Origin of the sequence: Geovibrio ferrireducens, assembly GCF_026226615.1 — a bacterium.
In the GTDB taxonomy this organism is placed as follows: domain Bacteria; phylum Chrysiogenota; class Deferribacteres; order Deferribacterales; family Geovibrionaceae; genus Geovibrio; species Geovibrio ferrireducens.
Genome location: NZ_JAJAPB010000014.1, coordinates 26,864 through 50,935, shown reverse-complemented (window position 1 = coordinate 50,935; position 24,072 = coordinate 26,864). Strand labels below are relative to the sequence as shown.

Annotated in this window: 23 protein-coding genes; 12 read left to right on the top strand and 11 right to left on the bottom strand. The window is 47.8% G+C overall.

The window, feature by feature from the left end:
* Positions 1-70 precede the first annotated feature (70 nt).
* Genes OSQ85_RS12170 through rarD form a run of 3 tightly spaced genes read left to right on the top strand, consistent with a single transcriptional unit; the run spans position 71 to position 2,065 of the window.
* A complete protein-coding gene (locus tag OSQ85_RS12170; protein WP_265823457.1) occupies positions 71-562 on the top strand; it encodes a YajQ family cyclic di-GMP-binding protein in 492 nt (163 codons plus the stop codon).
* A gap of 5 nt (positions 563-567) precedes the next feature.
* On the top strand, positions 568-1,197 hold the full coding sequence (locus tag OSQ85_RS12165; protein WP_265823455.1) for a carbonic anhydrase: 630 nt from the start codon (positions 568-570) through the stop codon (positions 1,195-1,197).
* On the top strand, positions 1,187-2,065 hold the full coding sequence (gene rarD / locus OSQ85_RS12160) for an EamA family transporter RarD (RefSeq protein ID WP_265823453.1): 879 nt from the start codon (positions 1,187-1,189) through the stop codon (positions 2,063-2,065). The genes OSQ85_RS12165 and rarD overlap by 11 nt, the downstream gene beginning before the upstream one ends.
* A 464-nt stretch (positions 2,066-2,529) precedes the next feature.
* Here rarD and tpx read toward each other — a convergent pair whose 3' ends face one another.
* Together tpx and OSQ85_RS12150 are read right to left on the bottom strand one after the other, a co-directional pair.
* Positions 2,530-3,036, bottom strand: coding sequence for a thiol peroxidase (tpx, locus tag OSQ85_RS12155; protein WP_265823452.1), 507 nt, complete (start codon positions 3,034-3,036; stop codon positions 2,530-2,532).
* Positions 3,036-3,944 carry a DMT family transporter gene (locus OSQ85_RS12150; RefSeq protein WP_265823450.1) on the bottom strand — a complete coding sequence of 303 codons (909 nt, stop codon included), beginning with the start codon at positions 3,942-3,944 and terminating at the stop codon, positions 3,036-3,038. Before OSQ85_RS12150 ends, tpx begins: the two co-directional genes overlap by 1 nt.
* Positions 3,945-4,130: 186 nt before the next feature.
* Here OSQ85_RS12150 and OSQ85_RS12145 point away from each other — a divergent pair, with 186 nt between their 5' ends.
* The 4 genes from OSQ85_RS12145 (at position 4,131) to OSQ85_RS12130 (ending at position 9,131) form a co-directional block, all read left to right on the top strand.
* The gene (locus tag OSQ85_RS12145; protein WP_265823448.1) at positions 4,131-4,424 is read left to right on the top strand and encodes a hypothetical protein; all 294 of its coding nucleotides are present in this window, start codon (positions 4,131-4,133) and stop codon (positions 4,422-4,424) included.
* Positions 4,425-4,551: 127 nt separating this feature from the next.
* Positions 4,552-4,911 (top strand): response regulator, encoded by a 360-nt coding sequence (locus tag OSQ85_RS12140; RefSeq protein WP_265823446.1) that lies wholly within the window; start codon positions 4,552-4,554, stop codon positions 4,909-4,911.
* A gap of 1 nt (position 4,912) precedes the next feature.
* On the top strand, positions 4,913-6,016 hold the full coding sequence (locus OSQ85_RS12135) for a substrate-binding domain-containing protein (RefSeq protein ID WP_265823444.1): 1,104 nt from the start codon (positions 4,913-4,915) through the stop codon (positions 6,014-6,016).
* Positions 6,009-9,131, top strand: coding sequence for an EAL domain-containing protein (locus OSQ85_RS12130; protein ID WP_265823442.1), 3,123 nt, complete (start codon positions 6,009-6,011; stop codon positions 9,129-9,131). The genes OSQ85_RS12135 and OSQ85_RS12130 overlap by 8 nt, the downstream gene beginning before the upstream one ends.
* Before the next feature lie 3 nt (positions 9,132-9,134).
* Here OSQ85_RS12130 and cas6 read toward each other — a convergent pair whose 3' ends face one another.
* Positions 9,135-9,965: a CRISPR-associated endoribonuclease Cas6 gene (gene cas6, locus OSQ85_RS12125; RefSeq protein WP_265823441.1), complete on the bottom strand. Its 831-nt coding sequence runs from the start codon at positions 9,963-9,965 to the stop codon at positions 9,135-9,137.
* A 540-nt stretch (positions 9,966-10,505) separates the two neighbouring features.
* On the opposite strand from cas6, the gene OSQ85_RS12120 reads away from it, so the two are divergent.
* On the top strand, positions 10,506-11,150 hold the full coding sequence (locus OSQ85_RS12120) for a 3'-5' exonuclease (protein WP_265823439.1): 645 nt from the start codon (positions 10,506-10,508) through the stop codon (positions 11,148-11,150).
* On the top strand, positions 11,143-11,565 hold the full coding sequence (locus OSQ85_RS12115) for an acyl-CoA thioesterase (RefSeq protein WP_265823438.1): 423 nt from the start codon (positions 11,143-11,145) through the stop codon (positions 11,563-11,565). Before OSQ85_RS12120 ends, OSQ85_RS12115 begins: the two co-directional genes overlap by 8 nt.
* Here OSQ85_RS12115 and OSQ85_RS12110 read toward each other — a convergent pair.
* Both OSQ85_RS12110 and htpG read right to left on the bottom strand, forming a co-directional pair.
* Positions 11,547-12,146, bottom strand: a complete 600-nt coding sequence (locus OSQ85_RS12110; RefSeq protein ID WP_265823436.1) for a hypothetical protein — start codon at positions 12,144-12,146, stop codon at positions 11,547-11,549. The genes OSQ85_RS12115 and OSQ85_RS12110 overlap by 19 nt on opposite strands.
* Before the next feature lie 112 nt (positions 12,147-12,258).
* Positions 12,259-14,142 carry a molecular chaperone HtpG gene (gene htpG, locus OSQ85_RS12105; protein WP_265823434.1) on the bottom strand — a complete coding sequence of 628 codons (1,884 nt, stop codon included), beginning with the start codon at positions 14,140-14,142 and terminating at the stop codon, positions 12,259-12,261.
* Between the two features lie 58 nt (positions 14,143-14,200).
* Between htpG and OSQ85_RS12100 the strand changes: the two genes are divergently transcribed.
* The gene (locus OSQ85_RS12100) at positions 14,201-15,334 is read left to right on the top strand and encodes a serine hydrolase domain-containing protein (protein WP_265823433.1); all 1,134 of its coding nucleotides are present in this window, start codon (positions 14,201-14,203) and stop codon (positions 15,332-15,334) included.
* A gap of 20 nt (positions 15,335-15,354) precedes the next feature.
* Positions 15,355-16,317, top strand: coding sequence for a S1 family peptidase (locus OSQ85_RS12095; RefSeq protein ID WP_265823431.1), 963 nt, complete (start codon positions 15,355-15,357; stop codon positions 16,315-16,317).
* Positions 16,318-16,588: 271 nt separating this feature from the next.
* Here the strand turns inward: OSQ85_RS12095 and OSQ85_RS12090 are convergent, their stop codons facing one another.
* From OSQ85_RS12090 to OSQ85_RS12065, 6 genes are all read right to left on the bottom strand, one after another.
* A complete protein-coding gene (locus OSQ85_RS12090) occupies positions 16,589-18,865 on the bottom strand; it encodes a S8 family serine peptidase (RefSeq protein ID WP_265823430.1) in 2,277 nt (758 codons plus the stop codon).
* A gap of 122 nt (positions 18,866-18,987) precedes the next feature.
* Positions 18,988-19,950, bottom strand: a complete 963-nt coding sequence (locus tag OSQ85_RS12085) for a diguanylate cyclase domain-containing protein (protein WP_265823429.1) — start codon at positions 19,948-19,950, stop codon at positions 18,988-18,990.
* Positions 19,947-21,671, bottom strand: coding sequence for a GspE/PulE family protein (locus tag OSQ85_RS12080; RefSeq protein ID WP_265823428.1), 1,725 nt, complete (start codon positions 21,669-21,671; stop codon positions 19,947-19,949). The genes OSQ85_RS12085 and OSQ85_RS12080 overlap by 4 nt, the downstream gene beginning before the upstream one ends.
* A 2-nt stretch (positions 21,672-21,673) precedes the next feature.
* A complete protein-coding gene (locus OSQ85_RS12075) occupies positions 21,674-21,823 on the bottom strand; it encodes a hypothetical protein (RefSeq protein WP_265823427.1) in 150 nt (49 codons plus the stop codon).
* The gene (locus OSQ85_RS12070; RefSeq protein ID WP_265823426.1) at positions 21,774-22,217 is read right to left on the bottom strand and encodes a response regulator transcription factor; all 444 of its coding nucleotides are present in this window, start codon (positions 22,215-22,217) and stop codon (positions 21,774-21,776) included. The genes OSQ85_RS12075 and OSQ85_RS12070 overlap by 50 nt, the downstream gene beginning before the upstream one ends.
* Positions 22,214-23,371, bottom strand: a complete 1,158-nt coding sequence (locus OSQ85_RS12065) for a hybrid sensor histidine kinase/response regulator (RefSeq protein ID WP_265823424.1) — start codon at positions 23,369-23,371, stop codon at positions 22,214-22,216. Before OSQ85_RS12065 ends, OSQ85_RS12070 begins: the two co-directional genes overlap by 4 nt.
* Before the next feature lie 275 nt (positions 23,372-23,646).
* Here OSQ85_RS12065 and OSQ85_RS12060 point away from each other — a divergent pair, with 275 nt between their 5' ends.
* Positions 23,647-24,072 carry an EamA family transporter gene (locus tag OSQ85_RS12060; RefSeq protein ID WP_265823422.1) on the top strand — a complete coding sequence of 142 codons (426 nt, stop codon included), beginning with the start codon at positions 23,647-23,649 and terminating at the stop codon, positions 24,070-24,072.

Genomic DNA, 24,072 nt, shown 5'->3' with positions numbered 1-24,072 from the left:
GTTAATTATATGTTTGAAAAACGCCGCGTCCGCCGCTATAATAAAGGGTTAATACATTACGGAGGAAAACATGCCATCTTTCGACGTGGTCAGCGAAGTTGACGGTCAGGAACTTGACAATGCTGTGAACATTCTCAAAAAAGAGATCGAGAACAGGTACGATTTTAAAGGCTCTAATACAACCGTTGAACTCAATAAAAAAGACAAAAAGATCCACATGGTCACAAACGATGACATGAAGATAAAAGCTCTCAGAGAGATGCTGATAGGCGCTCTTATAAAGCGTTCCATAGACCCTGACTGTCTGGATTTCAAAGACCCTGAGCCCACAGGCAACAGGCAGTTTAAAAGGGATGTCATAGTTAAGGAAGGGCTGGATAAGGAAGTGAGCAAAAAGATCGTGAAAATGATCAAAGACTCAAAACTCAAGGTTCAGGCCTCCATAATGGATGACAAGGTAAGGGTGCAGGGCAAGAAGATAGACGATCTTCAGGAAGTTATCCAGTTCCTTAAGACATCTGAACTCGGCATACCCCTTCAGTATGTCAATATGAAGAGCTGATCCCCGTGAAAGAGCTTTTTAACGGCGTAGTCCGCTTCCGTGACGAAGATTACGCGGATCACAGGGAGCTTTTTGAAAACCTTGGGGACAAGCAGGCTCCGCACACTCTGTTTGTGGGCTGTTCGGACTCAAGGGTGGTTCCTAACCTCATCACGCGCACCATGCCGGGAGAGCTTTTTGTGGTGCGCAACATTGCCAACATGGTTCCCCCTTACAGGGAAACTTCTGACTATGTTGCCACAACAAGCGCTGTTGAATATGCCGTGAATATTCTCAATGTGCAGAATATCATCATCTGCGGTCACTCCAACTGCGGCGGCTGCTCAGCCCTTTATCAGTCTCCTGAGTCTCTGGCAAATGTGCCGAAGGTCAGGAAATGGCTGGAGCTTGCTGAGCCGGTTAAGAAAAAGGCAACAGAGATCTGCGGTGATGACCCGGCAAAAAGGGAATGGGTTACGGAACAGGTAAATATCATCCAGCAGGTGCGCAACCTGCTGACCTATCCTTATATAAAGGAGAGGGTGAATAAGGGCGAGCTTACGCTTTACGGCTGGTATTACATAATCGCCACGGGCGAAGTTTATAACTACAATTTTGAAACAGGTTATTTTGACTTGATAGGCAATGAGCAGTAGAACCGCCGGCCTCACAGCGGGGCTGGCATCATATATTTTCTGGGGGCTCAGCCCTGTTTACTGGAAGCTTTTTGAACAGTCGTCCGGTCTTGAGGTGCTTGCCCACCGCCTTGTGTGGTCTTTCTTTTTCCTGCTGGCGGTCATTCTGCTTCTCGGACGCGGCAGTGAGGTTATACACGCATTCGCTGACAGGAAAACCGCTCTCCTCCTGTTTCTTTCCTCAATAGCCATCAGCATAAACTGGGGTGTCTTCATAATCTCGGTAAATACGGGGCATATACTACAGGCCAGCCTCGGTTACTACATGAACCCTTTTGTGAGCATGCTCTTCGGCATATTGATTTTCAAGGAAAAACTCAATAAACTCCAGATATTTGCGGTTGTTCTTGCAGCATCAGGCGTATTGATCTATGCATCCGGACTGAGGAGCTTCCCGTGGGCTTCTGTCTCACTTGCCGTAAGCTTTGCCGCTTACGGGGCACTGAGAAAGCATGTGCGTGTGCTTCCTGTTCCGGGACTTCTGGCGGAAACGCTGATTATGTTCCCTATCGCCATAGGGTATCTTATATATCTGGAAAGCATATCGGCAGGCTATTTCGGGCATTATTCCCCCGGCTATGATGCGCTGTTTATTCTCGCAGGGGTTGTGACCTCAGCACCGCTTCTCGGCTTTGCCTTTGCAGTGAAGAGGCTGAGGCTGATTACTATAGGCATCTTCCAGTTTACTATCCCGACTCTGCACCTGCTGATAGGTGTATTTATCTACTCCGAGCCGTTTACCCCCGTCCATGCTGCCACCTTCGGCCTCATCTGGATCTGCGTCGGCCTCTTCATCGCTGACGCGGTTATGCAGACAAAGAAGGTTTAAAAGCCCCATGGAAGGGGCTTCGCCGTGCGCAGCGAAGGCTTGCTCAGCAAGCCGCGAGCGTGTGGAACAAAACCACAGGACGTAGGTTTTGTTCCTGTAAGTCAGAAGGTTTAAAAGCCCCATGGAAGGGGCTTTCGGGTATATTTTCTGACTGATTGTTTTTCTTGGTAAAAAGCATGAGAAAGGATTGAATATAACTCTTATCAGGAAACTTTTTTAACGGTAAAAAGTTTCCCAAACCCTTCAAAAAACCGAATTTGCTTCGCAGAACACAAAATATCACGATGTAATCAGCATGAAAGTTAAAAGATGGGGCTTCGCCGTGCGGAGCGAAGAAGAAATATCCCCCGACCCCTCTTTAGATTAAAGAGGGGTGTTTGTCTTTGCCTTCCCCCTTTGCAAAGGGGGACCAAGGGGGATTTTTTTGATAGGTTCTGAGATGCTTTACTTTAATTCTGTCTGGCTTATTTTTTCAGAAAAGCGATCAGCTTGTCGAAGTCCGGGCTGGAGGTGACTTCCGGCACGTATTCAGCATAGGTCACAACATCATTCTCATCCACGACAAATACCGCTCTGGCAAGGAGCCTGAGTTCCTTAATCAGCACCCCGTAAGCTGTTCCGAATGCTGCCTCCCTGTGGTCACTGGCGGCAACTGCGTTCTCTATGCCTGCAGTGGTGCAGAACCGCTTGATGGCAAAGGGGAGATCCATGCTTACGTTGATAACGGCGTATCTGTCGCCCATTGAGGCTATCTCGCTGTTAAACCTGCGGAGCTGGAGATCGCAAACAGCGGTGTCCAGAGAGGGGGTGACACTTATGACTTTAATTTTTCCTTTATAAGTATCAAGGCTTACAGGCTGCATTCCGCCGTCCAGCACAGTGAATGCAGGAGCCTTATCACCGGTTTTGATCTCGTTGCCGACAAGGGTTACAGGGTTTCCTTTCATGGTTACAGTTCTTGTTTTGTTCATCAATTCCTCCGTTTCTGACTGAAGTGCACTGCCATACCGCTTAATGCTATGAATATTATACCACATATTCCCATAAAATCAGGCACTTTGTCACCCGCCATAATTCCTGCTATTGATGCGAAAAACAGACCGGAATAACTCACCGATGCCGCAACCGAGGCTCTGGCCAGCGAATATGCCTTGGTGAGAAAATATTGTGAGACGGTGGCAAGGAGCCCGACCATTATTATGCAGTACCACTCATAACCGCCGGAAGGCAGACGGTGGAAAAGCCCTTTGAGTGCGTCATTTCCCAGAGGCGTATAATAAATGAGGGCATAAACAACCGGCGGGCCTATGACCCCTGCCGCTGCGAATGAGGCTACAATGGCGCGGGGCGAGTAATAGCCGCGCAGGTTGCTCACTGTGGTGTAAGCCGTTGCGGCAAAAAGCCCGCTGAGCAGTGCGCATATGCTGCCCGCATTCAGTCCGCCTGCTTCCGGGCGCATCAGCATTATCACTCCCAGAAAGCCGGTTAAAAGCCCTGCCCAGATTATCGGTCCCTGTTTTTCCTTAAGCAGGAAAAATGCAAGAAGCGCCGTGAAGATAGGATCGATTTTAGTGAGCGTAGCGGCTGTTCCCAAAGGGAGTACAGTTATGGCGTAAAAATAGAAAAACAGCGCCAGAAAGCCGAATATGCCGCGCATCACAAGCATGACAGGTTTGCCGCCTTTTGCGCCGGACGGACGGGCGATTATGGTGGGGACTATGATGATCAGCCCTATAAGATTACGGAAAAAAGCTATTTCGCCCGTGCCCAGTGTCTGGCTGAGTATTTTTACATAGTATCCCATGCTTGCAAAAAGAGCAGAAGCCAGAAGCATATAAATTATACCCGCTTTCTCCGCGGGCTGAAAACTTTCGTCCATTAATGTTCAGTACAACTTCCGCCTCAAACGGTCAACAGGAGATTCCTGTAATCTTTTTTTTAAAGCTTATACTGAAAACCAATATAATTGATGATAAATTTTCTTTGAACTTAAAATGAACCATGTTATATTGTTAAAAAAGTTATTCCATGCAATAAATTCAGCAGTAAATCAGGGAGGAATGTTATGGTAGCTGTAAGCGTTGAAGAGAACAGTGTTAAAATAAAAGGAAACATCAAAAGCATAGACGACTATCTGGCTGTGAAGAACGCCCTTCAGGAGCTTGCAGACAAAGGAGCCCGCAGCATTGATGTGTGCTTTACTGATTCAGTGTCGATAACATCTTCCATGATCGGCTTCATGCTTAAACTTATTAATGTTGATAAAATCGATCTCCGGATTCTCGCCGGGGACAAAAAACTCATTGCCCTGCTCGAAGAGCTCGAACTGCACGGAATTTTCCGCGTGAGCGAACTCTGAATCTTTTTGCTCCGCCGCCCCGCCTTAAATTATTGCCGTTGTTCTGTTGCGGTAGTATAATATTATCAGATAAACTAATTTAAACTATTACAGAAAGCTTTGCCACTGTGCATCGCGGAAGGATTGGATGAAGGATATATCTGTACTGATTGTAGAGGATGATCCGGCTGTGGCCGGAGCTCTTGAACTCAGGATGAAACGTACTTTCAGCAGGGTTTACAGTGCCCATGACGGCAGAAAAGGGCTTGAAACAGCACTGGCCGTGAGGCCTGATGTGATCCTGACCGACTTGCGCATGCCTCATATGGAAGGGCTTGATATGATAGAGGAAATCCGTAAAAGTCTTCCCGATGTTCATGTGATAGTTCTCACTGCATCCAGTGACAGGTTTGACCGTAATAGAGCGGAAGAGCTTGGGGTGGAAGGTTATTTCACCAAACCCCTGATGGTGAACGAGCTGATTGCTAAAATTCAGGAGCTGGTGTGATATGAAGGGAGGGCGCGCTCTCTTTCTTCTTCTTTTTCTTTTTGTGTCTTTCCCTGTTTTAGGCTCTGAACAGTCATTCTACACTGTCAGGGAGTACATGCTTAAACATCCTGAACAGGCATGGAAATACGACCATTTTGTAAACATCGTGCGCAGCCAGCCCGAACCGCTCAAGGCTATGAATGTAAGGCCTGTGAAGATAGCCGTTGTCTACCCCGCTCTGCAAGCATCAGACTACTGGCGGAGGAGCGTTAAGGTTTTGGAAAAAAGGCTGAACGAGCTTAATGTAAATTACACCATGGCGACATATTTCAGCAGACCCTCAGGGGACACCCGCCTTCAGCTAGCCCAGCTTGCACAGGCCGCAGCGGAAGGGGCGGATTTCATCATTGTCTCCGCTGATTCCGCTCAGATGCGCAGGGCTGTGGGCAGACTGCTGTTTGAAGGAAAACATAAAATTATTGTCCAGAACATCACCACGCCTCTTAAAGAGTGGGAGCCGAAACAGCCGCTGATTTATACCGGCTTTGATCATATGACCGGTTCAGGTATGCTGGCGGATGCCATGGCCGCCATGAGCACCGGAAACACGTCATATGCCGTTCTTAACTGCTCCGCAGGCGAGGTGGGATGGCTGAGAACAAAAGGCTTCCGGGAAAGGCTCCGCAGACACGGGGAGTACACCGGAAAAGCCGAATATATAACCGACTTTGACAGAGAAAAAGCACATTCGGCAACAAAGGAGATAATCAGAAAATACCCTGATATAGGCTTTATTTTCGCATGCTCCACAGATATAGCCGTCGGAGCCGCGGAAGCTCTCCGTGAGCTCCGCGCGGATAAGGTGATCCTGAACGGATGGGGCGGCGGGGACGCTGAGCTCAAACTTATTTCAGAAAAAGAACTTGACCTTACGGTGATGCGGATGAATGATGACAGCAGCGTAGCTGCGGCCGAGGCGGTGAAGTTTGTCGTCTCAGGCAGGGAGAAAGAGGTTCCGACTGTGTTTTCAGGGGATTTCAGCCTTGTTACTTCCGCAGACAGTGCAGATAGAATAAAAAATCTCAGAATGAATGCGTTCAGGTATTCCGGTGAAAATGAATAGGATAAAGTCTGTAAAAATATCCTCCTTTCTGGCCTTGCTTCTCACCTGTTTTTCAGTGGTGCTCGCGGTTGTTATTCTCGTCTGGAGCAGTGTGGATGCCGGAACCATCATAAAACATGAACAGTCAAGGCTTCTGAAAAGAAACCATGATACCGCATCCATGGTTTTTGAAAAGGAACTTGAGCACCTCGGCTGGGTAACGCGTGATCTCAGGGTGAATGTCAGGCAGCTTCTTGCGAGAAATCCTGATATAGAATCAGAGAATTTCAAAAACGGTTTTTCATCAATATACGATCTGGCTGCCGGGGAAAATCTGGACATCATGATCTTTGTCTCCTTTGACGGCACAAGGGTGATTAATGTCGGTTCAGCCTTCTTCAATACTGACGGAATTATCAGCTTTCTCCGGAAGAGCGGCGACAGCGTGGATGCTTCCGGTTCGGTTTACTCGGTAGCGGAAGAGAGCGGAACTGCACCTCTGAATCTTATTCTGGGTTACACCCCTGTCAGCAACCCCGCAAACGGTGAGGTTCTCGGAAAAATATATATAGGCAGAATAATCAACGGCGCTCCCGATGTAATCAGAAAAGCGGCCTCAGATGCGGGCGCAGGCATAGCCTTTGTCACCGCCGGACAGATTATATCAGCCTCTGACGGATTTGATCTCAGCCGGTTCATGCCGGCTGCATGCGCTGATGCCGGGCAGGTGTTTCCTGTTAAGGGCGGTTTCTCAGCATATTGCAGACCCCTTGAGCTTAAGGGGAGCGACACGCCGCTGATGATTTATCAGCTTACTGACAACCAGTCCCTTGCTCTTATGAAAAAACAGATTACAGGCAGAGCGGCAACAGCCGTGCTGCTCATCATCCTGATGACCGCTGTATCGGTTTACGGTTTTCACAGAATCACTGCGCGCTCACTTATTTACCTGATAGATTATACCCACCGCATAAGCGTTTCCGGCAGTACCGATGACTTTGCCCCCACCCCGGTGGAGGAGTTCAACAGGCTCGGTGCGGCTGTTTCCTCAATGAACCGTGAGCTTCGGGAAACTCAGGCCTATCTCAGCAATTTCCTTGGGTTTGCCAAGGTTCCGCTTATCGCCTGGGACACGGAAAATAAAATAGTAATCTTCAATAAAGCGATGGAAGAGCTTTCCGGAATAAGCGAATCCTCCGCCGTCGGCGAGGATCTTGAGATAATTTTCGCCTGTCTCACCGGGGACAGGCTTAAGGAGCTTCTGCTGAAAGCTGCGGGAAGCGCGGATACTCTGTCTAACTTTGAGTCCATGGTAAAAAATGTCAAAACGGGAGAGATGAAATACATTCTCTGGAACCTCTCAATGGCAGGCACTCCCGTGAAGAGTTTCGGTGTGGTATTGCAGGGCATAGACATAACCGACAGAAAATCATCCGAAGAGAAACTGCTGCTTGCTTCAAAGGTGTTTGAAAATACCATAGAGGCAATCTATATAACAAACACCAGAGGGGTGATCCTCAGCGTGAACAAGGCCTTCCTTCGCATAACCGGATACAGCGAGGAGGAGGCCATAGGGAACAAGACCAGCATTCTCCGCTCCGGCAGACACGCAAACCACTTCTACAAGGGGCTCTGGAACGCCCTCAAGGAGAGCGGCACATGGCAGGGGGAGATATGGAACAGGCGCAAGAACGGCGAGCTTTACCCGGCGCTTCTGAACATATCCAGCATAAGGGATTCCGGCGGCAATATATCCCACTTCATCGGGGTAATGCATGACATCACGGAAAGAAAGAAATACGAAGAGCAGATAAAATATCAGTCTCATTACGATCCGCTTACCAACCTTCCGAACCGCTATCTGTTCCACGACAGACTGAGCATGGCGATCTCAAGGGCAAAAAAGAACCACAATTATGTGGGGCTGATCTCCATAGATATTGACAGGTTCAAAAATGTGAACGATACCCTCGGCCACAATGTGGGCGATATACTGCTCCAGAAAATAGCTGACCGCATAGTCGGCACAGTGGGGGACAGCATAACGGTAAGCCGTCTGGGAGGGGATGAGTACACAGTTATAATTGAAGACCTCTCAGACAAGAACAGAGCCGTTACTGTGGCATATAATATAATAAAGCAGCTTGAAAAACCCTTTCAGGTGGATGATTACGAGCTTTTCCTGAAATGCAGCGCCGGGTTAAGCTTCTACCCCGATGACGGCGAGGATGTGTTCACCATTGCCAAGAATGCCGATGCTGCCATGTACCGCGCCAAGTCAAAAGGGCGCGGCATGCTCCAGATATACACAACTGACTTTAACGACACAGCTAAGGACAGGCTGCTGATAGAGACCAAGCTGAACCGCGCTCTCGATAACGGAGAATTTGAGGTGTATTACCAGCCGAAAATCAATCTCAGAACAATGGAACTGGTGGGCATGGAGTCGCTTATCCGCTGGAATAACCCTGAGTTAGGAAGGATTTTCCCCGATATGTTCATCCCCATTGCGGAGGAGACAGGGCTGATTGTTTCAATAGGTCAGTGGGTTCTGAAAAAATCCTGCGAAGATCTGATGAGGTGGCGCTCCATGGGGCACAACCTTAAAGTGGCAGTGAACCTTTCCTTAAAGCAGTTCATTCAGAAAGACCTGTATATGTCTGTCAAAAATGTGCTTTTGGAAACAGGAATGGAGCCCAGACACCTTGAGCTTGAGATAACGGAAAGCACAATTATGGTGGACACCGAAAACACCAGAGATATTCTCGACAAGCTCAGCTCACTGGGCATAACATTTGCCATTGATGATTTCGGCACAGGGTTCAGCTCAATCGGCTATCTTAACAGAATACCCATAGATACCATAAAGATAGACAAATCCTTCACCCAAGGTATAGACACCAGTGAGGACTCGCTTTCCATAGTCCGGTCGGTTATTCAGCTTTCGCGGAACTTAGGTATTGAAGTTGTGGCTGAGGGTGTGGAAAATGAAAACCACCTTCGTCTGCTGCGCGAGCTTGAATGTGACCTCGCGCAGGGCTATTATTTCAGCAGACCTGTACCTGCCTCAGAGTTTGAGAAGCTGATCTCCGGCTGGAATGAGAGTTTCTCGCTGGAAATCAAATCCGTCAAATAACTTCTAAAGCTTTGACGGACCAGCCATTCCAAACCCCTGCGTGGTTCTTATGCCAATGCCTGATTCCACAAGGAGAGACAGGTCGTCCGGGTGACCGCTGAGCCTGAATGTTCCTGTTATCCCTGTGAGCATCATAAGCGATTTTCCGGTCTTCTCCCTGAATTTGTCCAGAGTGTGCTTAATTACGGTTTTGCGAAGCTTAACTGATTTGAACACTATGGGTTCCTGAGGATATTTTCCTGTCATCCCGAAAATACGCATGGAGGAAATCTCCGCCAGCCTGTCAGAATATTCCTTTTCAGACACCTCAAGCTCACAGTAGCCGTCCTCCACAGGGGGGATGATGGGTTTCTTTGAGTTCAGTGCTTCCAGCAGAACAGGTGAATGTGTGTGCAGCGTGACATCGGAACCTTCGATAACGAAAGGTTTGTTGAGAAGCTTTGAGTTTTCAAGCATATAGGTGAGCTTTTTGCCGCCTACAAGGATCTGCCCGCCGCGGGAGAAGTCAATATCCTTCTTTTTCTCAAATCCTTCCTGAACAGCCTGAAGAAATTTCTCATAGGGGCTGCTTATGTAAAGGGTCACAAATTTGTTTTCAGGTATCTGAAATACAGTGTCCTGAACCTCGAAACTGTTGTCAAAAACGATCGGTTCCTTCCTGAATCTGTCCCTGGAAAAGGCCAGATTAAAGGTGAAAAACTTAAAACTTTTATCAGTAATCCCCATCCCCAGCGATTCATAGCCTGTTTCAGCGGCGGATTTAATGATTTCGGCTATTCTGTTTCTGAAAATGACCGGTACTTCAGTTGCGGTAAGAGTAAGTTTCAAAAGCATCGTGGAAGTCTCCTGTCAAAAGAAAATTCACAATTAAGTATGTATGCTCATTTATATTAACATAAAGATAATGAAAGTACAATCTTAACAGAATCTTATATTTCAAATAATATTAACGAAATTTATGAAATGACAATAAAAAAAATTAATACGACTCAAAAAAAAATAAAGTGAAATGATTATTCAGTTCATAATTGTGCTTTTATATAAGTATTATAATCATTATTGGCATAATTAAGATTATTTATCGGTTTGGTTAAGCTATCTTAAACCTGCTTCATTGGGGCTTTTTGTAAGTACACAGCATGTTTTTCTGTTTTGCTTCCGGGCTGTTTTATTATGTTCACGGAGATTACGGGTTCTGTGAATAATAATAAGCTAAGAATGTTTTATTCCTGTTTTAAATCATTTATGAACACTTGTCTGAAAACGTCTTTGTTACGCCTTGTTTAGAGGGGGTTTCAGGTTAATAAAAAATAGTTGTTAAACAAACTTAACCGACAGGTTTACGCAATGCTTATTTAGTGATATAAAATAAGAATGGACGAAGCACTTATAATATCTACACAAAACAGACTCAGCAAAGAGTATGTGGCTTCACTGGAAGCAATAAGATTTGACGGGGAAATTGTTACGGTTACAGAGCCTGAGCATGCTGAAGAAGTATGCAGGGAACTTGGCGGATATAAAGAACTCGGATTTGACACAGAAAGCAGACCCTCTTTCAGGCGCGGAGTGAGCTATCCGGTTTCTCTTGTTCAGCTTTCCACCCTTGACAAGGCCTATCTGTTTCAGCTTAAAGACACTGAACTGCCTGACGGGCTTGTAAAAATCTTCTCTGATCCGTCAGTGAAGAAGATAGGTGTCGGCATCCGGGACGATATAAAAAAGCTGAGGGAGCTTACCCCGTTTGAGGAAAAAGGTTTTGTTGATCTCGGTGATATAGCTGCGGAAAAAGGGATAATCCAGTTCGGGGCCCGCGCACTGGCAGCCAGATACCTTGGCCGGAAGATAGTGAAATCAGCTCAGAAGACCAACTGGGCGCGCAGAGACCTCACGGATAAGCAGAAAAACTATGCGGCTACGGATGCATGGGTGTGCCTTCTGGTCTATCCGCTTCTGCTGAATGATTCTCACGATTACAGGGAATATCCTGCGGAAACGCCGGAAGCGGAAAATGAATAACCCTTTCATCCTTAAAAAAGAGATAGAGATTCAGGGCTATGACATAGACTACGGCGGCGTGGTGAGCAACATTGTCTATATCCGCTGGATGGATGACCTGCGCACTGCCCTGCTTAAGGCTCATTATCCGGTTGATGTGATGGCAAAGGACGGCATGGCTCCTGTGGTAAACAAGACCCATGCCCATTATAAACGCTCCTCTTTTTTCGGTGACAGGCTGACAGCGGAAATCCGAATGACTGCCCTTGAAAAAGTGCGCTGGGAAATACAGGCGGTCATAACAAACGGAGACGGTAAAACTGTTTTCACTGCTGTTCAGTCCGGAGCGTTTGTTGACCTGAGGAATGGAAGGCTCTCACCCGTTCCGCCTGTGCTGGCTAAGCTTTGGGCTGCCTATCAGGCGGAGAAACTGTAAATATCCTTCACTGACCAGCTTATATTTCCGTTTTCATCCATGCGCATGCTTACGCTCTTTTCTTCCGTGTTATCAAACAGGCTTGCATATTTCATAACTGCTGCGACCTGATTTATCGCATACTCCTCGCTGAACTTCATGTGCCTGTCAAAGGCGTCTATCATTGCGTGGTTGCCTGAAATTCCCCTGAAAAGGTTTTCGAGTTCCTGATTATCCTGAAACATTTGCTCTATCTCAGCTTTCTGAGGATGATCCCCTTTCACGTACACGTGCCCGTCCGTGCCTGTGGTCAGCTCAAAGGACGGGTCGGAAGAAATGCTCCTTTCCTCCATTATTGCCTTCATGCTGTCGGAGAAAATACTTTCAAGTTTTGCTGTACGTTCCTGAATACTCTCACTTGAGGAAGAAGGCATGGTATAGGGTACGCCCAGTTCGCCGTGCCTGCCGTTTTTCGGCTGTTCGGCCTGCAGGTTTTTAATGATGTCGATAAATTCCTGCTCGGCCTTGCTTTTGTCTGCTTTTTGGGTTGTGTTAGGGGACTGAACTCCACTGAGGTTGTTTTGAGAAATATCACTGATCATTTTTTCCTTTCCTTGCGCCGAAAGAAAATATTTTAATATTTGTAGCAAAAAATATGCTGAATAATGGGAAAATAAAGCAAAGGGGGCTTGAAGCCCCCCTGTGAAGCTTAAATTATCTCATTCCTTTAATCATGAGTTCTGCTGTTTTTCCGGCAAAAAGCGACGGGTTCTCCGGCGCGGAACCTTCCACAATCAGCGCAAGATTAAAGAGGATGTCCGCATAGTCTTTTATTACGGATGACTTTGCGTCAGTTTCGTGGAGTTTTTTCATCTCCGCGAAGAGGACGTGTTCAGGGTTTATTTCCAGAATCTTTTTGGATTTTGGTATAAACTGACCCATAGCCTCCATCATGCGCGCCATGTGCGGGTCTATGTCGTTATCATCACCCACAAGGCAGCAGACGGTGTTTTTCAGCCTTCCGGAGAGGCGAACGTCCTTAACCTTTTCCTTGAGGGCATCCTTTATGCTGTCAAGCAGTCCGCCCAGTTGCTTTTTCTGTTCCTCGGTTTTGGCTTTGTCATCAAGGTTTATGTCCCCTTTGACCACGGAGCGGAGTTTTTTGCCCTTATATTCGCCGAGGGAGGGGATGACTATTTCGTCAACCTCGTCGGTCATGAAGAGAACTTCAATGCCTTTTTCTGTGAATGATTCAAGATAGGGGGATTTTTTCAGTTCGGCTATATTGCCCCCTGTGATGTAGTAAATCTCCTCCTGATCCGGCTTCATATCCGCAAGGTAGCTTTCAAGGTCGGTGAATTTGCCTTCCTCGGTTCTGCTTGAGCGGAACATGAGAAGAGAGCCTATCTCCTCTTTTTTGGTAAATTCGTAGTGGAGGCCTTCCTTGAGGATTTTGCCGAACTCCCTGTAGAAAACGGCGTAGCTGTCCGTCTCGTTGGCTTTCATCTCTTTAAGGGTGTCCAGAACCTTTTTGGTGATGTTTTTTCTTATCACGTCTATCATCTTATTGTTCTGGAGAATCTCCCTTGAAACATTAAGGGGGAGGTCGCTGGAATCAGCCAGACCTTTTACGAAACGCAGATACAGCGGGAGAAGCTGCTCGCAGTGCTCCATTATCTGTACTTTTTTAACGTAAAGCGCGGGGCCGAATTTGAAATCCTTGTACAGAATGTCAAACGGCGCCTTGGCGGGTATATACAGCAGAACAGTGAACTCCGCCGTGCCTTCCGCGCGGTAATGTATTGTTTTCAGCGGATTAGTGAAATCGTGGGAGATGTGTTTGTAGAACTCGGCGTACTCCTCTTCCGTCACTTCCGACTTGTCTTTCAGCCAGATGGCCTTCATGGAGTTGAGGGTTTCTTCCTTAACAGTTGTTTCGGTTTTGCCGTCCTTCTCCTCTTCTTCTGTGACATCCATCACCACAGGGTATTCGATGTAGTCTGAATATTTTTTGATGATGCTTCTGATTCGGTATTCGTCCTGATATTCTTTGGCATCCTCCTTGAGGTGAAGGATGATGTCCGTTCCTCTGGATGATTTTTCCGCGGGTTCAACTGTGAATGTACCGTCTGCGGCGGATTCCCACTTCACTGCATCCTTTTCCCCGGCTCTGCGGGTGATCACAGTTACCTTGTCCGCCACCATGAATGCAGCGTAAAAGCCCACGCCGAACTGGCCTATGAGTTCCGGGTTGTTTTTCACATCTTCCGACTTAAGCCTGTTGAGAAATTCCTTTGTGCCTGAGTGGGCAATGGTTCCGAGAGCCTGCACCGCTTCTTCTTTCGTCATGCCTATGCCGTTGTCGGACACTGTGAGAGTGTTGTTTTCCGGATCACAAATCAGCTTGATTCTGAAATTTCCGTCCCCTTCCAGCATGCCCGCATCCGTAAGAGAAAGATAACGAAGTTTGTCGATAGCATCGGAAGCGTTCGAAACCAGTTCTCTCAAAAAGATTTCCTTGTGGGAATAGAGTGAGTTTACCACAAGGTCAAGCAGACGGCTTACCTCCGCCTTGAACTGAACAGTTTCCTGCGCCATTTAATTTACCTCCGTAACTTGATTGATTATTGCAACTTACAAATATACAATATGCGTCATGAATATCAACAGTTTTGGCAGCGGGTGCTGCTCTCTGCCGCTTAAGGTTTTAATCGTTTTTTTCCTGTTTGCTGCCAGCGCTTTTGCGGATCAGCAGCTGGACAGGCTGGGTGAAGCGGCTGTCAAAGACGGGCTCACGGAAGGCGCAGTTATTCTTGTGAGGCAGAACGGGCGGGTTCTCCATTCCGGCGCGTACGGAACTGCGGCAGAGGGGAGCGTGTTTGATCTCGCGTCCCTCACTAAGGTATATGCCGCAACCCTTGCCGTTATGAGGCTCACTGACTTGGGTCTTATTGACCCTTCTGATAAAGTCGGCAGATTTTTCCCGCAGTTCAGGGAAGGGGAGAAAGCCGGAGTCACGGTGGAGCACCTTCTGCGTCACAGGGCAGGGCTGCCTGCGTGGGAACCGCTGTACTGTGCGGAGAAGCCGAAGGATTACCTGCTGAATATGCCTCTTCAATATCCGCCGGGATCAGAGAGAATCTATAGCGACCTCGGATTCATGATACTGGGGATGATAGCGGAGCAGGTAAGCGGCATGTCGCTGGATGAATTTGTTAATGAGCAGTTTTATAAACCCATGGGGCTGAAAACCGCAGGGTTTAAACCTGCTGATGTTTCAGGTGTTATGCCCACTCTGTACGGCGGTTTTGAGGCAGCAATGATTAAGGATGGCGCATGCCGGAAAAGGTTTAGGGAAGAGGTTCTGAAAGGGGCAGTGAATGACGGCAACGCGCGGATGGTTTTCGGCGGTGCTGCCGGGCATGCCGGGCTTTTCAGCAGTGCTGAGGACTTGGCGGCACTCACTGAAATGATCACTGACGGAAAACACATTAAGCCGGAAACTGTAAGGCGTTTTATGCTGAAAGATGAAGCCGGGCAGGGGATGGGCTTTGCCATGACAGTGCAGTCTCTCCATGCGGAGGGAATCACCAATGGGACATTCGGGCATCTCGGTTTTACGGGAACATCAGCCGTCAGTGTGCCTGAAAAGGGTTTGAGTGTGATCATCCTCACCAACAGGCAGATGAAGGGGCTTGATAAAAAGGGACGCTACCCGGACTTGAGGGAATTCAGAAAGGCGGTTTTTGGCGAATCGGTGCGCCTCGCGGATAAAAGTGTGTTAAAATAGTTTTTACGGAGAATAGTCTAATGAAAAAAATCCTAATAGTTTTCTTTGCAGCGGTTGTCATTCCGCTGAGTGCACATGCTCTGGATGCGCCTTTTATTGTGGGCGGGAACACTGCCTCTCAGGGTGAATATCCTTTTATGGTGGCAGTTGCCTATGCGGGGGCTGCCCCTCTTACAAACAGGCAGTTCTGCGGCGGAGTGCTTGTTGCACCCGAATGGGTTCTTACGGCGGCGCACTGTGTGACCAGCGAATCCGGCGGAACTGTTGTCATTGACAATCCCGCATCACTTGCTCTCTACATAGGCGAGTATGATCTTGCCAGCCCCAGCGGAATACAGAGAGGAGTCTTAAACATATATGTCCACCCGTCATATATAACAAACTCTGTTCTCGGAAGCGGTTACAGGGATATTGCCCTGCTTGAGCTTTCCTCCGCAGTGAGCGCTGAATACGCCTCAGTGCTGAGAACTGCCGATGCGCATTATTTTGCCCTGCCCGGTGATATGTCAACCGTGATAGGCTGGGGGAGCACAAGCGGAATTGTTAGTGTTTATCCTGATAAGCTTCAGGAGGTCAGAGTTCCCATAATTGACAATTCAGTATGTGCTGCTGCTATGTCTCCCTATGATATTTACGACTATGAAATATGCGCCGGGTATGTCTCCGGCGGCAAGGATTCATGCAGCGGTGACAGCGGCGGGCCTTTGCTTGTTGAAAAAAACGGCGGCTGGGTGGTTGCCGGTCTGGTGAGCTGGGGGCCTGAAACCTGCGCAATAACAGGGAGATACGGTGTTTATGCGCGTATTGCGGATAATCTCGCATGGGTGGAAGGCTACACAGGGGAACTCGACTACGGCAATACTTCCTCTTCCGGAGGTTCAGGCGGCGGCGGGTGCTCAGCTTCTGAAAACGGCAATATATCATTGCTGCTTATGTCTGCGGCACTTGCAGTGTTTATAAAAAGAGGCAGAAGAAAAGCTTAGTAAGGAATGTTACCTGCTTTAGCGGGGATTCAGGCTGATGACAAACGCCGTGACAGGCTTGCGCATATCTGTAAATCCCCCTCTGGTCCCCCTTTGTTAAAGGGGGAAGTTGTTGTGTGCAAAAAGCAAGAACTGAGACTGCCGCGTCGCCTTGCTCCTCGCAGTGACGCAGCTTCCTGTCATTGCGAACTTTAGTGAAGCAATCTCATCTGCCCGCAATATCAAATTCTGAGTCTGTCATCAATCCCCGTGCTTGCGGGGATTTTATTTTCTATATCTTTCTTCTTATTAATATTATTCCGGAAATCAACATCAGCACAACCAGAGCGTAATCCGCTTCTGTTCCTGCGGAACATCCTCCGCTGCCGGAACCGCCTGATGAGTCTCCGTCATTATCGCTGTTTCCGCCGTTATCCCCCGGATCTTCATCATCACCGCCGGTTGTTCCGTTGTCATCATCGTCATCATCTCCGCCGGAGGAAGAACCGGCAGTTACGAAATATGACTGAAACGCTGAGCTCAGGGAGTTGCCCGCCTGATCTTTTATTCCTGTGGAGATAGTGAGGATATATGCTGTTCCCGCACTGAGGTTTGCAGCAGGATCAAAAGTCACATTATTGCCGGAGATTATAAAATCGCCGTTTGTAACGGCAGTCATAGCGGACTGGTTAATAAGAGACAGATTTGTTGTGTTCAGTGTGGAGGTAAGTATGCTTTCACTGAACTCAACACTTATATTTGTGCTGACAGCCGCATTCACAGAGTTGTTTGCAGGGGTTACACTGACAACATAAGGCTCTGTCGTGTCAAGGACAATGGTATCAGAGGTTATTGTGCTTATGTTCTCTGCCTCATCCTTGAGCCATGCGTAAACTGTTTTGGTTCCGTCTCCGCTGCTCAATGTGAAGCTTACATTAACGGAAAGACTTTTTGTGGTGTAGGTGGAACTGAAAGCGGAAACATTCGGTGTTGCGCTGTTTTCGGAAACATAATAGCCGTTTATCCCTGTTCCGTCCGCTCCTTTGACATTCACCGTGACACTTCTGGTATTGGTGAAGGCGTTTCCGCTGTTGATGGAGGCCGTGACATTATAAGGCGCTGTGACATCGTTTCCGTCTGCGATTGAATTTATGACCGAGTCAACATTAATCCGCCCTTCGGTTCCGTGGGTGGTGCAGCCGTAAGAAACTGCGGAGCGGGTGTTTTTCATTGCAGTTTCAAGCTGTGCCACAGACAGCGCATCGTTCTTTTGTCTGAAAACAGCGAACGCTCCTGCAACATGGGGTGTAGCCATTGATGTTCCGTTCCATGCTCCGTAATCCGTGTCTCCGCTGCCCACTGCGGAGTTTATGTTTACTCCGGGGGCAAATATGTCCAGAACTCCGGTCAGGTAGTTGCTGAAACTTGCCTCTTCATCGTTGATGTCCGTGGCTCCGACAGCTATCGCATCGGTGATGCAGGATGGAGATGAAACATAGCCGCATAAACCGCTGTTTCCTGTGGCGACCGCAACTGCTATGCCTGCTGCCGTGAGGTTGCTGACATGGTTTGTAAAAGTGGGATCGTTATTATTGCAGTAAGCGCTGAAAGAGCTTCCGCCCAGACTGAGGTTTACAGACGCTATGTTGTAATTGTTTCTCTGACCGTAGACATACTGGAGTGCTGCTCTTTGATCCGAAGGGTATGAAAGAACGCAGTCCCTGTAGGGAAGCTGATTGTTTGTGCAGAGAGGATCATTCTCAAATCTGGAGAAAACCTGAATTGCTATTATGTCCGCATCTTTTGCCACACCTTTCTGGCTTGGGCTGTTTCCGGCGGCGATTCCCGCCACGTGGCTTCCGTGGTCGTAGCTGTCATAGCTTGATGCATAATGCGCCGCCGCTCCTGTGCCGTGCATCTCGTCACTGCCGTCCGGACAGTCGTTATAGGAGAAGCACGCCTCCACAATATTTTTACCCGCAAACATCTGATGGGTGCTTCTTATTCCTGTATCCAGTATAGCCACATACCAGCCTGCGCCTGTGTAGCCCGCAGTCCATGCATCATCAGCGCCTATTTTCCCTATGGAGTCAGCCCCGGCTGAGGGGGAGGAGAGGGTGTCCGGGAGTTTCTGCGGGACATCTTCTATTATATATTCCACCAGAGGATTGCTTAAAAGCTCTGTAAGCCCGGCAGAGGTAACTTCCATTGCCGCCTCCGGAGTGAAGTCATAAGCCCTTTTGATGATATAGTTTTTTGAGTTTACAGCCGAGAGAGCATCCCTCCTGCTGCGTTCGGTTTCCGCTTTGACAGCGTCATCCGCCCGCTCAGCGGCGCGTCTTGCGGCTGTGCTTTTACGGTTTTGCACTGCACTGCGGGAAGCGCTGATCAGAGCCGGATAGTTTTCCGATTTGAACCCGACAATGATCCTCACATAGCCGTCTTTAGCCGCTTTCATTGCCAGCTCGGCCTTATTGAGCACAAAGGGGGATGTATCGGCGCGGCTCTCAGCAGAAAATGATGAGAAAAGAGATAAAATCAATAATAATGCAAGCAGTTTTAAACGCATTTTTCCCCCGGCCTGAAAACCAAAGCAAACCATTTTCAGAGGTGTGTCTTAATTTATAACGGATAATCTATGCCTCTGGTTTCACAGAGCAAGGTAATTTAACCTTAATATGTATTAACGGATCAGTTTTTTATACAGAAGAAGTTCTGTCCTGCGTCTATCCCCACGCTGCACTCCATTGTAATATCCGCAATCATATTCAGCAGACCTGCCGCATCGTCCGTTATCCGCGGGGTAACGCTCATTCCGCCGACATGGATTGTGAGGAACTTGCCTTCCGGGGTTTCGTGCTCGATGACGAGATTATTTATGTGTTTTATCACCGTTTTGGCTATAAATTCGGCTCCTTTGAGGTCGGTGGAGGGCAGAAAAAGCGCGAAGCTGTTTCCCCCCACTCTCGCCAGAAGATCTCCCGGCCGCTTTGCGGATTTTTTCAGTGCGGAGGATATTCTGCGCAGAACCTTGTCACCTTCGAGAAAGCCGTATTTTGCGTTATAGTCGCGGAAGTCGGTTATGTCTATCCGGAGAAGGGCTATGGCCGCCTGAGTGCGTATTGCTCTGCTGACCTCTTCCTCGACCTTGTAGATGAAATATCTTCTGGATAAAACTCCGGTGAGGCCGTCAATATTGGAAATATCCTCCAGCTTCCTGTTGTTTTCCTCTATCTCCTTCTCGCGGCTTATCCTGCTGATTATCTCTTTTCTGAGGGCAACTGCGGTTCTCATACGGGCGAAAATCTCCGTTCTGTCGGAGAAGTCCTTTATATAGTCCATGCATCCGGTCTCAAGCATAGATCTGACTATATCTTCGCTGTTTGCATTGCCGAAGGAGATAACCACAGTGTCCGTATACTTGCCATCAGACTTGACGGCAAGTGTCACCTCATATGCTTCCGTATTGTTCTCGAAGTTAATAAGAATTATATCCGGCTGAATAAGCGGCTTAGCAGGGCTCAGTATTGCCAGCTTGTCGAACGATTCGAGGAGGGTCATGTTCTCAACCCATGAAATTTCCTCGATTCTGGACAGAGCGTCCTTCAAAGGTTTCAGATCTGTCCGCGCGTCATCAATGACGGCAAGGGTCATAAATTGGCCTCCGCTATGTCTTCGCTCACTGTCACGCGGTTAAGCTCCTCTATTGTGGTGAGGCCTCTGAGTATTTTTTTAAGCCCGTCGTAACGGAGGGTTTTGTAGCCCCCTTTGGCCATTGTATATTCCTGAACCTGAAGAATGTTTGCGCCTTCGGCGATCATTTTTCTCACTTCATGGTCTATCATGAGGAGCTCATGAATCGCTATCCTGCCCTTATACCCGCTGCCGTAGCATTTCGGGCAGCCTTTTCCCTTGTAGAACTGCACCTTTGTTTTGCCGTCCCACTCATAAAAATAGCGCATTATCTCTTCCGGTTTGAGGTCATAGGGCTCCTTGCAGTGATCGCAGATGCGCCTTATCAGCCTCTGGGACATAACGCCTATCATAGACGGAGCCACGAGGAAAGGCTCAACACCTATTTCCAGAAGTCTGGTAACAGCCTCCATAGCGCTGTTGGTGTGCATTGTGGCGAGAACAAGGTGACCTGTGAGGGCTGCCTGAGCGGCTATTTTGGCTGTTTCCGTGTCTCTGATCTCCCCGATGAGTATGATGTCCGGGTCCTGACGGAGGAATGAGCGCAGAGTGTTTGCGAAACCAAGCCCGACCGCGTTATTGACCTGCACCTGTGTAAGCCCCTGGAGGCGGTATTCCACAGGGTCTTCGATGGTCATGATGTTTACTCCCGGCTCATTGAGATATTTCAGCAGGGCGTAAAGTGTGGTTGTTTTGCCGGAACCTGTGGGCCCTGTGACGAAAAATACGCCGTTGGGGTTTTCCATAAGCAGGTTGAGTTTGGAATATATGCTTTTGGAGAAGTTGAGATCTGTAAGTGAGGGGACTGTTTTTGAGTCCTTCTGACCGAGAATACGCAGAACCGCCTTTTCCCCGTAGATACTGGGAACAGTTGAGATACGGAAATCTATGGCGCGGTTTTTAAGCTTAAGCACGCATCTGCCGTCCAGCGGGAGCCTGCGTTCGGTTATGTCAAGGTTTGACATAACCTTAAGCCTCGATATAAGTCCTGTGAGTATGATAACGTCAAACTTGAGGAGATCCTGCAAAACGCCGTCTATCCTGTAGCGCACACGGACAAAGTTCTCCTGAGGCTCTATGTGTATGTCGGAAGCGCCTTCTTTTATGCCGATGAGCATTATGGCGCGCACAAGCTCTATTATCGACTGATCCCCCGCCATTCTCTGGAGCTGTCCGGCGGTGATCTTGCTTGTTCCCTTTACCAGTGAGTCAACAGATATTTTGGCAAGGAACTCATCTATCTTCGTGCTGTCCTGATAGCTTATCTCAAGGGTGTCCTCAAGGTCTTCCGGCATGGCAAAAACAGTGCTGACGCTTGCTTCAAAGAATTTTTCGCAGGCGCGTATCGCCTCCATATTTTCCGGGTCTGAGACTGCTATTGTAACTGTATCGCCGAATTTATAGAGAGGTACAACCCTGTATTTTTTGGCAATATCGGAGGGGAGCATGGTGAAAAGCTCATAGTTGATCATGGTTCTGCCAAGATCCACGTAGGCCTTGTTTATGGAATCGCCCCAGAGCTTCGCCATGAGGTCTCTGGAGGCGGCTCCGCCCTCAATGAGATAATGGAGAATGTCTGCTGCGCTGCGGTTGAATTTCTTAAGCAGGTTGGTTTTATCCTCTTCGGTCAGAACCTTTTCCTGAACGAGGAGCTCCATGAACTCGTCATTTATTTTTTTCATGGCTATTCACCTTTTTTAAGCTTTATTTTGTCTTTGCTGGTGATAAGCCTCTGGATTCCGTCCTGCGTGAGCTTGCGCTGGGTCATTTTCTCAAATTCTTCGTCAGCCTTGATCTCCAGAAGGATTTCCCTCAGGTTGTACCTTATCCTCATTTTTGCTTCTCCTTGCTGTCAGGAAAGAGTTCCATGACTCAACGATTATCTGCCTTATTTCCTTTATGGGAGTATCTTTTCTTATATAGTTGTATGCTCCGTGCTTTATGCACTCATCAACAGTTTCCACATCAGCAACAGAGGTGAGCATTATGATCAGCGCGCCCGGCTGGAGTTCTCTTATCTCTTTAATGGACTCGGTTCCGGTCTGCTTGGGCATGTTGATGTCAAGGAGGACTATGTCCACCTTAAACTGTCTGCACAATTCCACAGCCTCAAGTCCGTTCTGCGCCTCTCCAACGAGTTCGCAGTTGATGCTCTGGATTACTTTTTTCATTATAAGACGAATATGGGCTTCATCGTCCGCAATAATTACTCTCGGTGCTACACTCATATGCTTGTCTCCGCAGGCAGTTTTACGGTTATTTCCGTTCCTTCGCCTTTTTTGCTTTTTACGCTGAAGCTTCCGTGATGTGCGTACACAATGCTTTTGATGATGAAAAGCCCCAGTCCCGTGGATTTTTCCCCGTCGGTCGGCTTGCTGCTTACTGTGCAGTATTCGCCGAAGAGCTTGGGAATGTCCTCCTCGCTAATGCCGACACCCTGATCCGCCACTGTTAATGCGGCGGAATTTCCCTCTTTATATAGTTTAACCGTAACTTCCGTATTTTGCGGTGAAAATTTTACAGCGTTGCCCAAAAGGTTGTCCAGAACCTGATCAATCCTGTTTTTATCGACAGATACAATGCCCACATCCTCAAGCTCTCTTTTGATTGTGATGTTTTTTCTGGCTGCCAGAGGTTCGTTTATGTTAATGCGTCTGTCTATGATTTTTCTGAGTTCGCTTTCCTGTTTCAGAAGGGAGAGCCTGCCGCTTTCTATGACCGCGTAGTCCAGAAGGTCATTCACCAGAGAGAGCATTCCGTGGCTGGTTTCATGTATCATGCTGAGCATTTCCGCCTGATCCCCGTTAAGCTTTCCGTCCAGCTCGTCAGTGAGCATTTCCGCAAATCCGCGTATGGAGGCCAGCGGGCCTCTGAGATCGTGTGCTGCTGTTCCGAGAAAGCGGTTTTTGACCTGATTTAAGTCCTCCAGACGGCGGTTGAGGGTCTTAAGCTCCTCCTCCTGCTGTTTGCGTTTATCGGTTTCCAGCTTAAGCTTTATTATCGCATCCACACGCGCCTTGAGCACGGGCTTTGAAACAGGCTTGAGTATGAAGTCCGCCGCTCCGGCCTCAAATGCATCCGAAAGGGTCTGGGCATCGTTTTTAACAGAGATCATTATGATAGGGATATGCTCGTAGATAGGATGGGTTTTCAGTCTCTGCACAGCCTCTATGCCGTTCATCTGAGGCATAACTATATCCATAAGAATAAGGTCGGGCAGCTTTTCTTTACTGTTTTCCGCCTCATCCAGAAGTTCTATTCCATCCCATGCGCCGGAGGCTTTCTGTATATTTTCATATCCGCATGAATTAAGTATGCGCTCAAGAATGTTCAGTGACGTTTCAGAATCATCCACAATAAGGATTCTGCTGCTTCCGTTCATTGCGTATCTCCGGTCAATAATAAGTTATAAGATTAATCAATCCGCATGTATGGCGGATATGTGTTATTAATAACACGTATAACCTCTGGTACACAACAGAAAATCGGTTCGCGCCAGCCTGTTTTATCTGTCGGCGCACTAGTTTATAATTACTTTAAGATAACATTAAATATGGAAAAAGTTGTCGTTTTTTTCAGAGGAATACAATTCTTCTTGAAGATTTATTTCTTTTGCATAATAGTTCATCTGCGTTTTTAAAGGCGAGGTGGAAAAGGATGATATACTGGTTCGGAATTCTTCTTGCGGTTTTTTCCAATGTTTTTTATCACATAAGTCAGAAGACGATCTCCGTGAACGCAAATCCTGTGGTTTCTCTTGTGTTTACTTACATCACCGCCGCTGTCGCCTCACTCTTTCTTATTCCGTTTTTTCCGCTTAAAGGCACGCTCGCTGAGGAAGTAAGCAGGCTGAACCTGCCCAGTGCGGTTCTGGGAATTTCCATTGTCGGGCTTGAGCTTGGGTTTCTTCTGGTGTACAGAGCCGGGTGGAACATCAATATAGCGGGCATAGTGGTAAGCGTTATGGTGGGGCTGTGCCTTATTCCCGTAGGCTACCTGTTTTTCAGCGATACGCTGACCGCAAAAAGCGCTCTGGGAATTGCGCTCTGCATAGCAGGTCTTGTGCTTATCAATTTTAAGTAA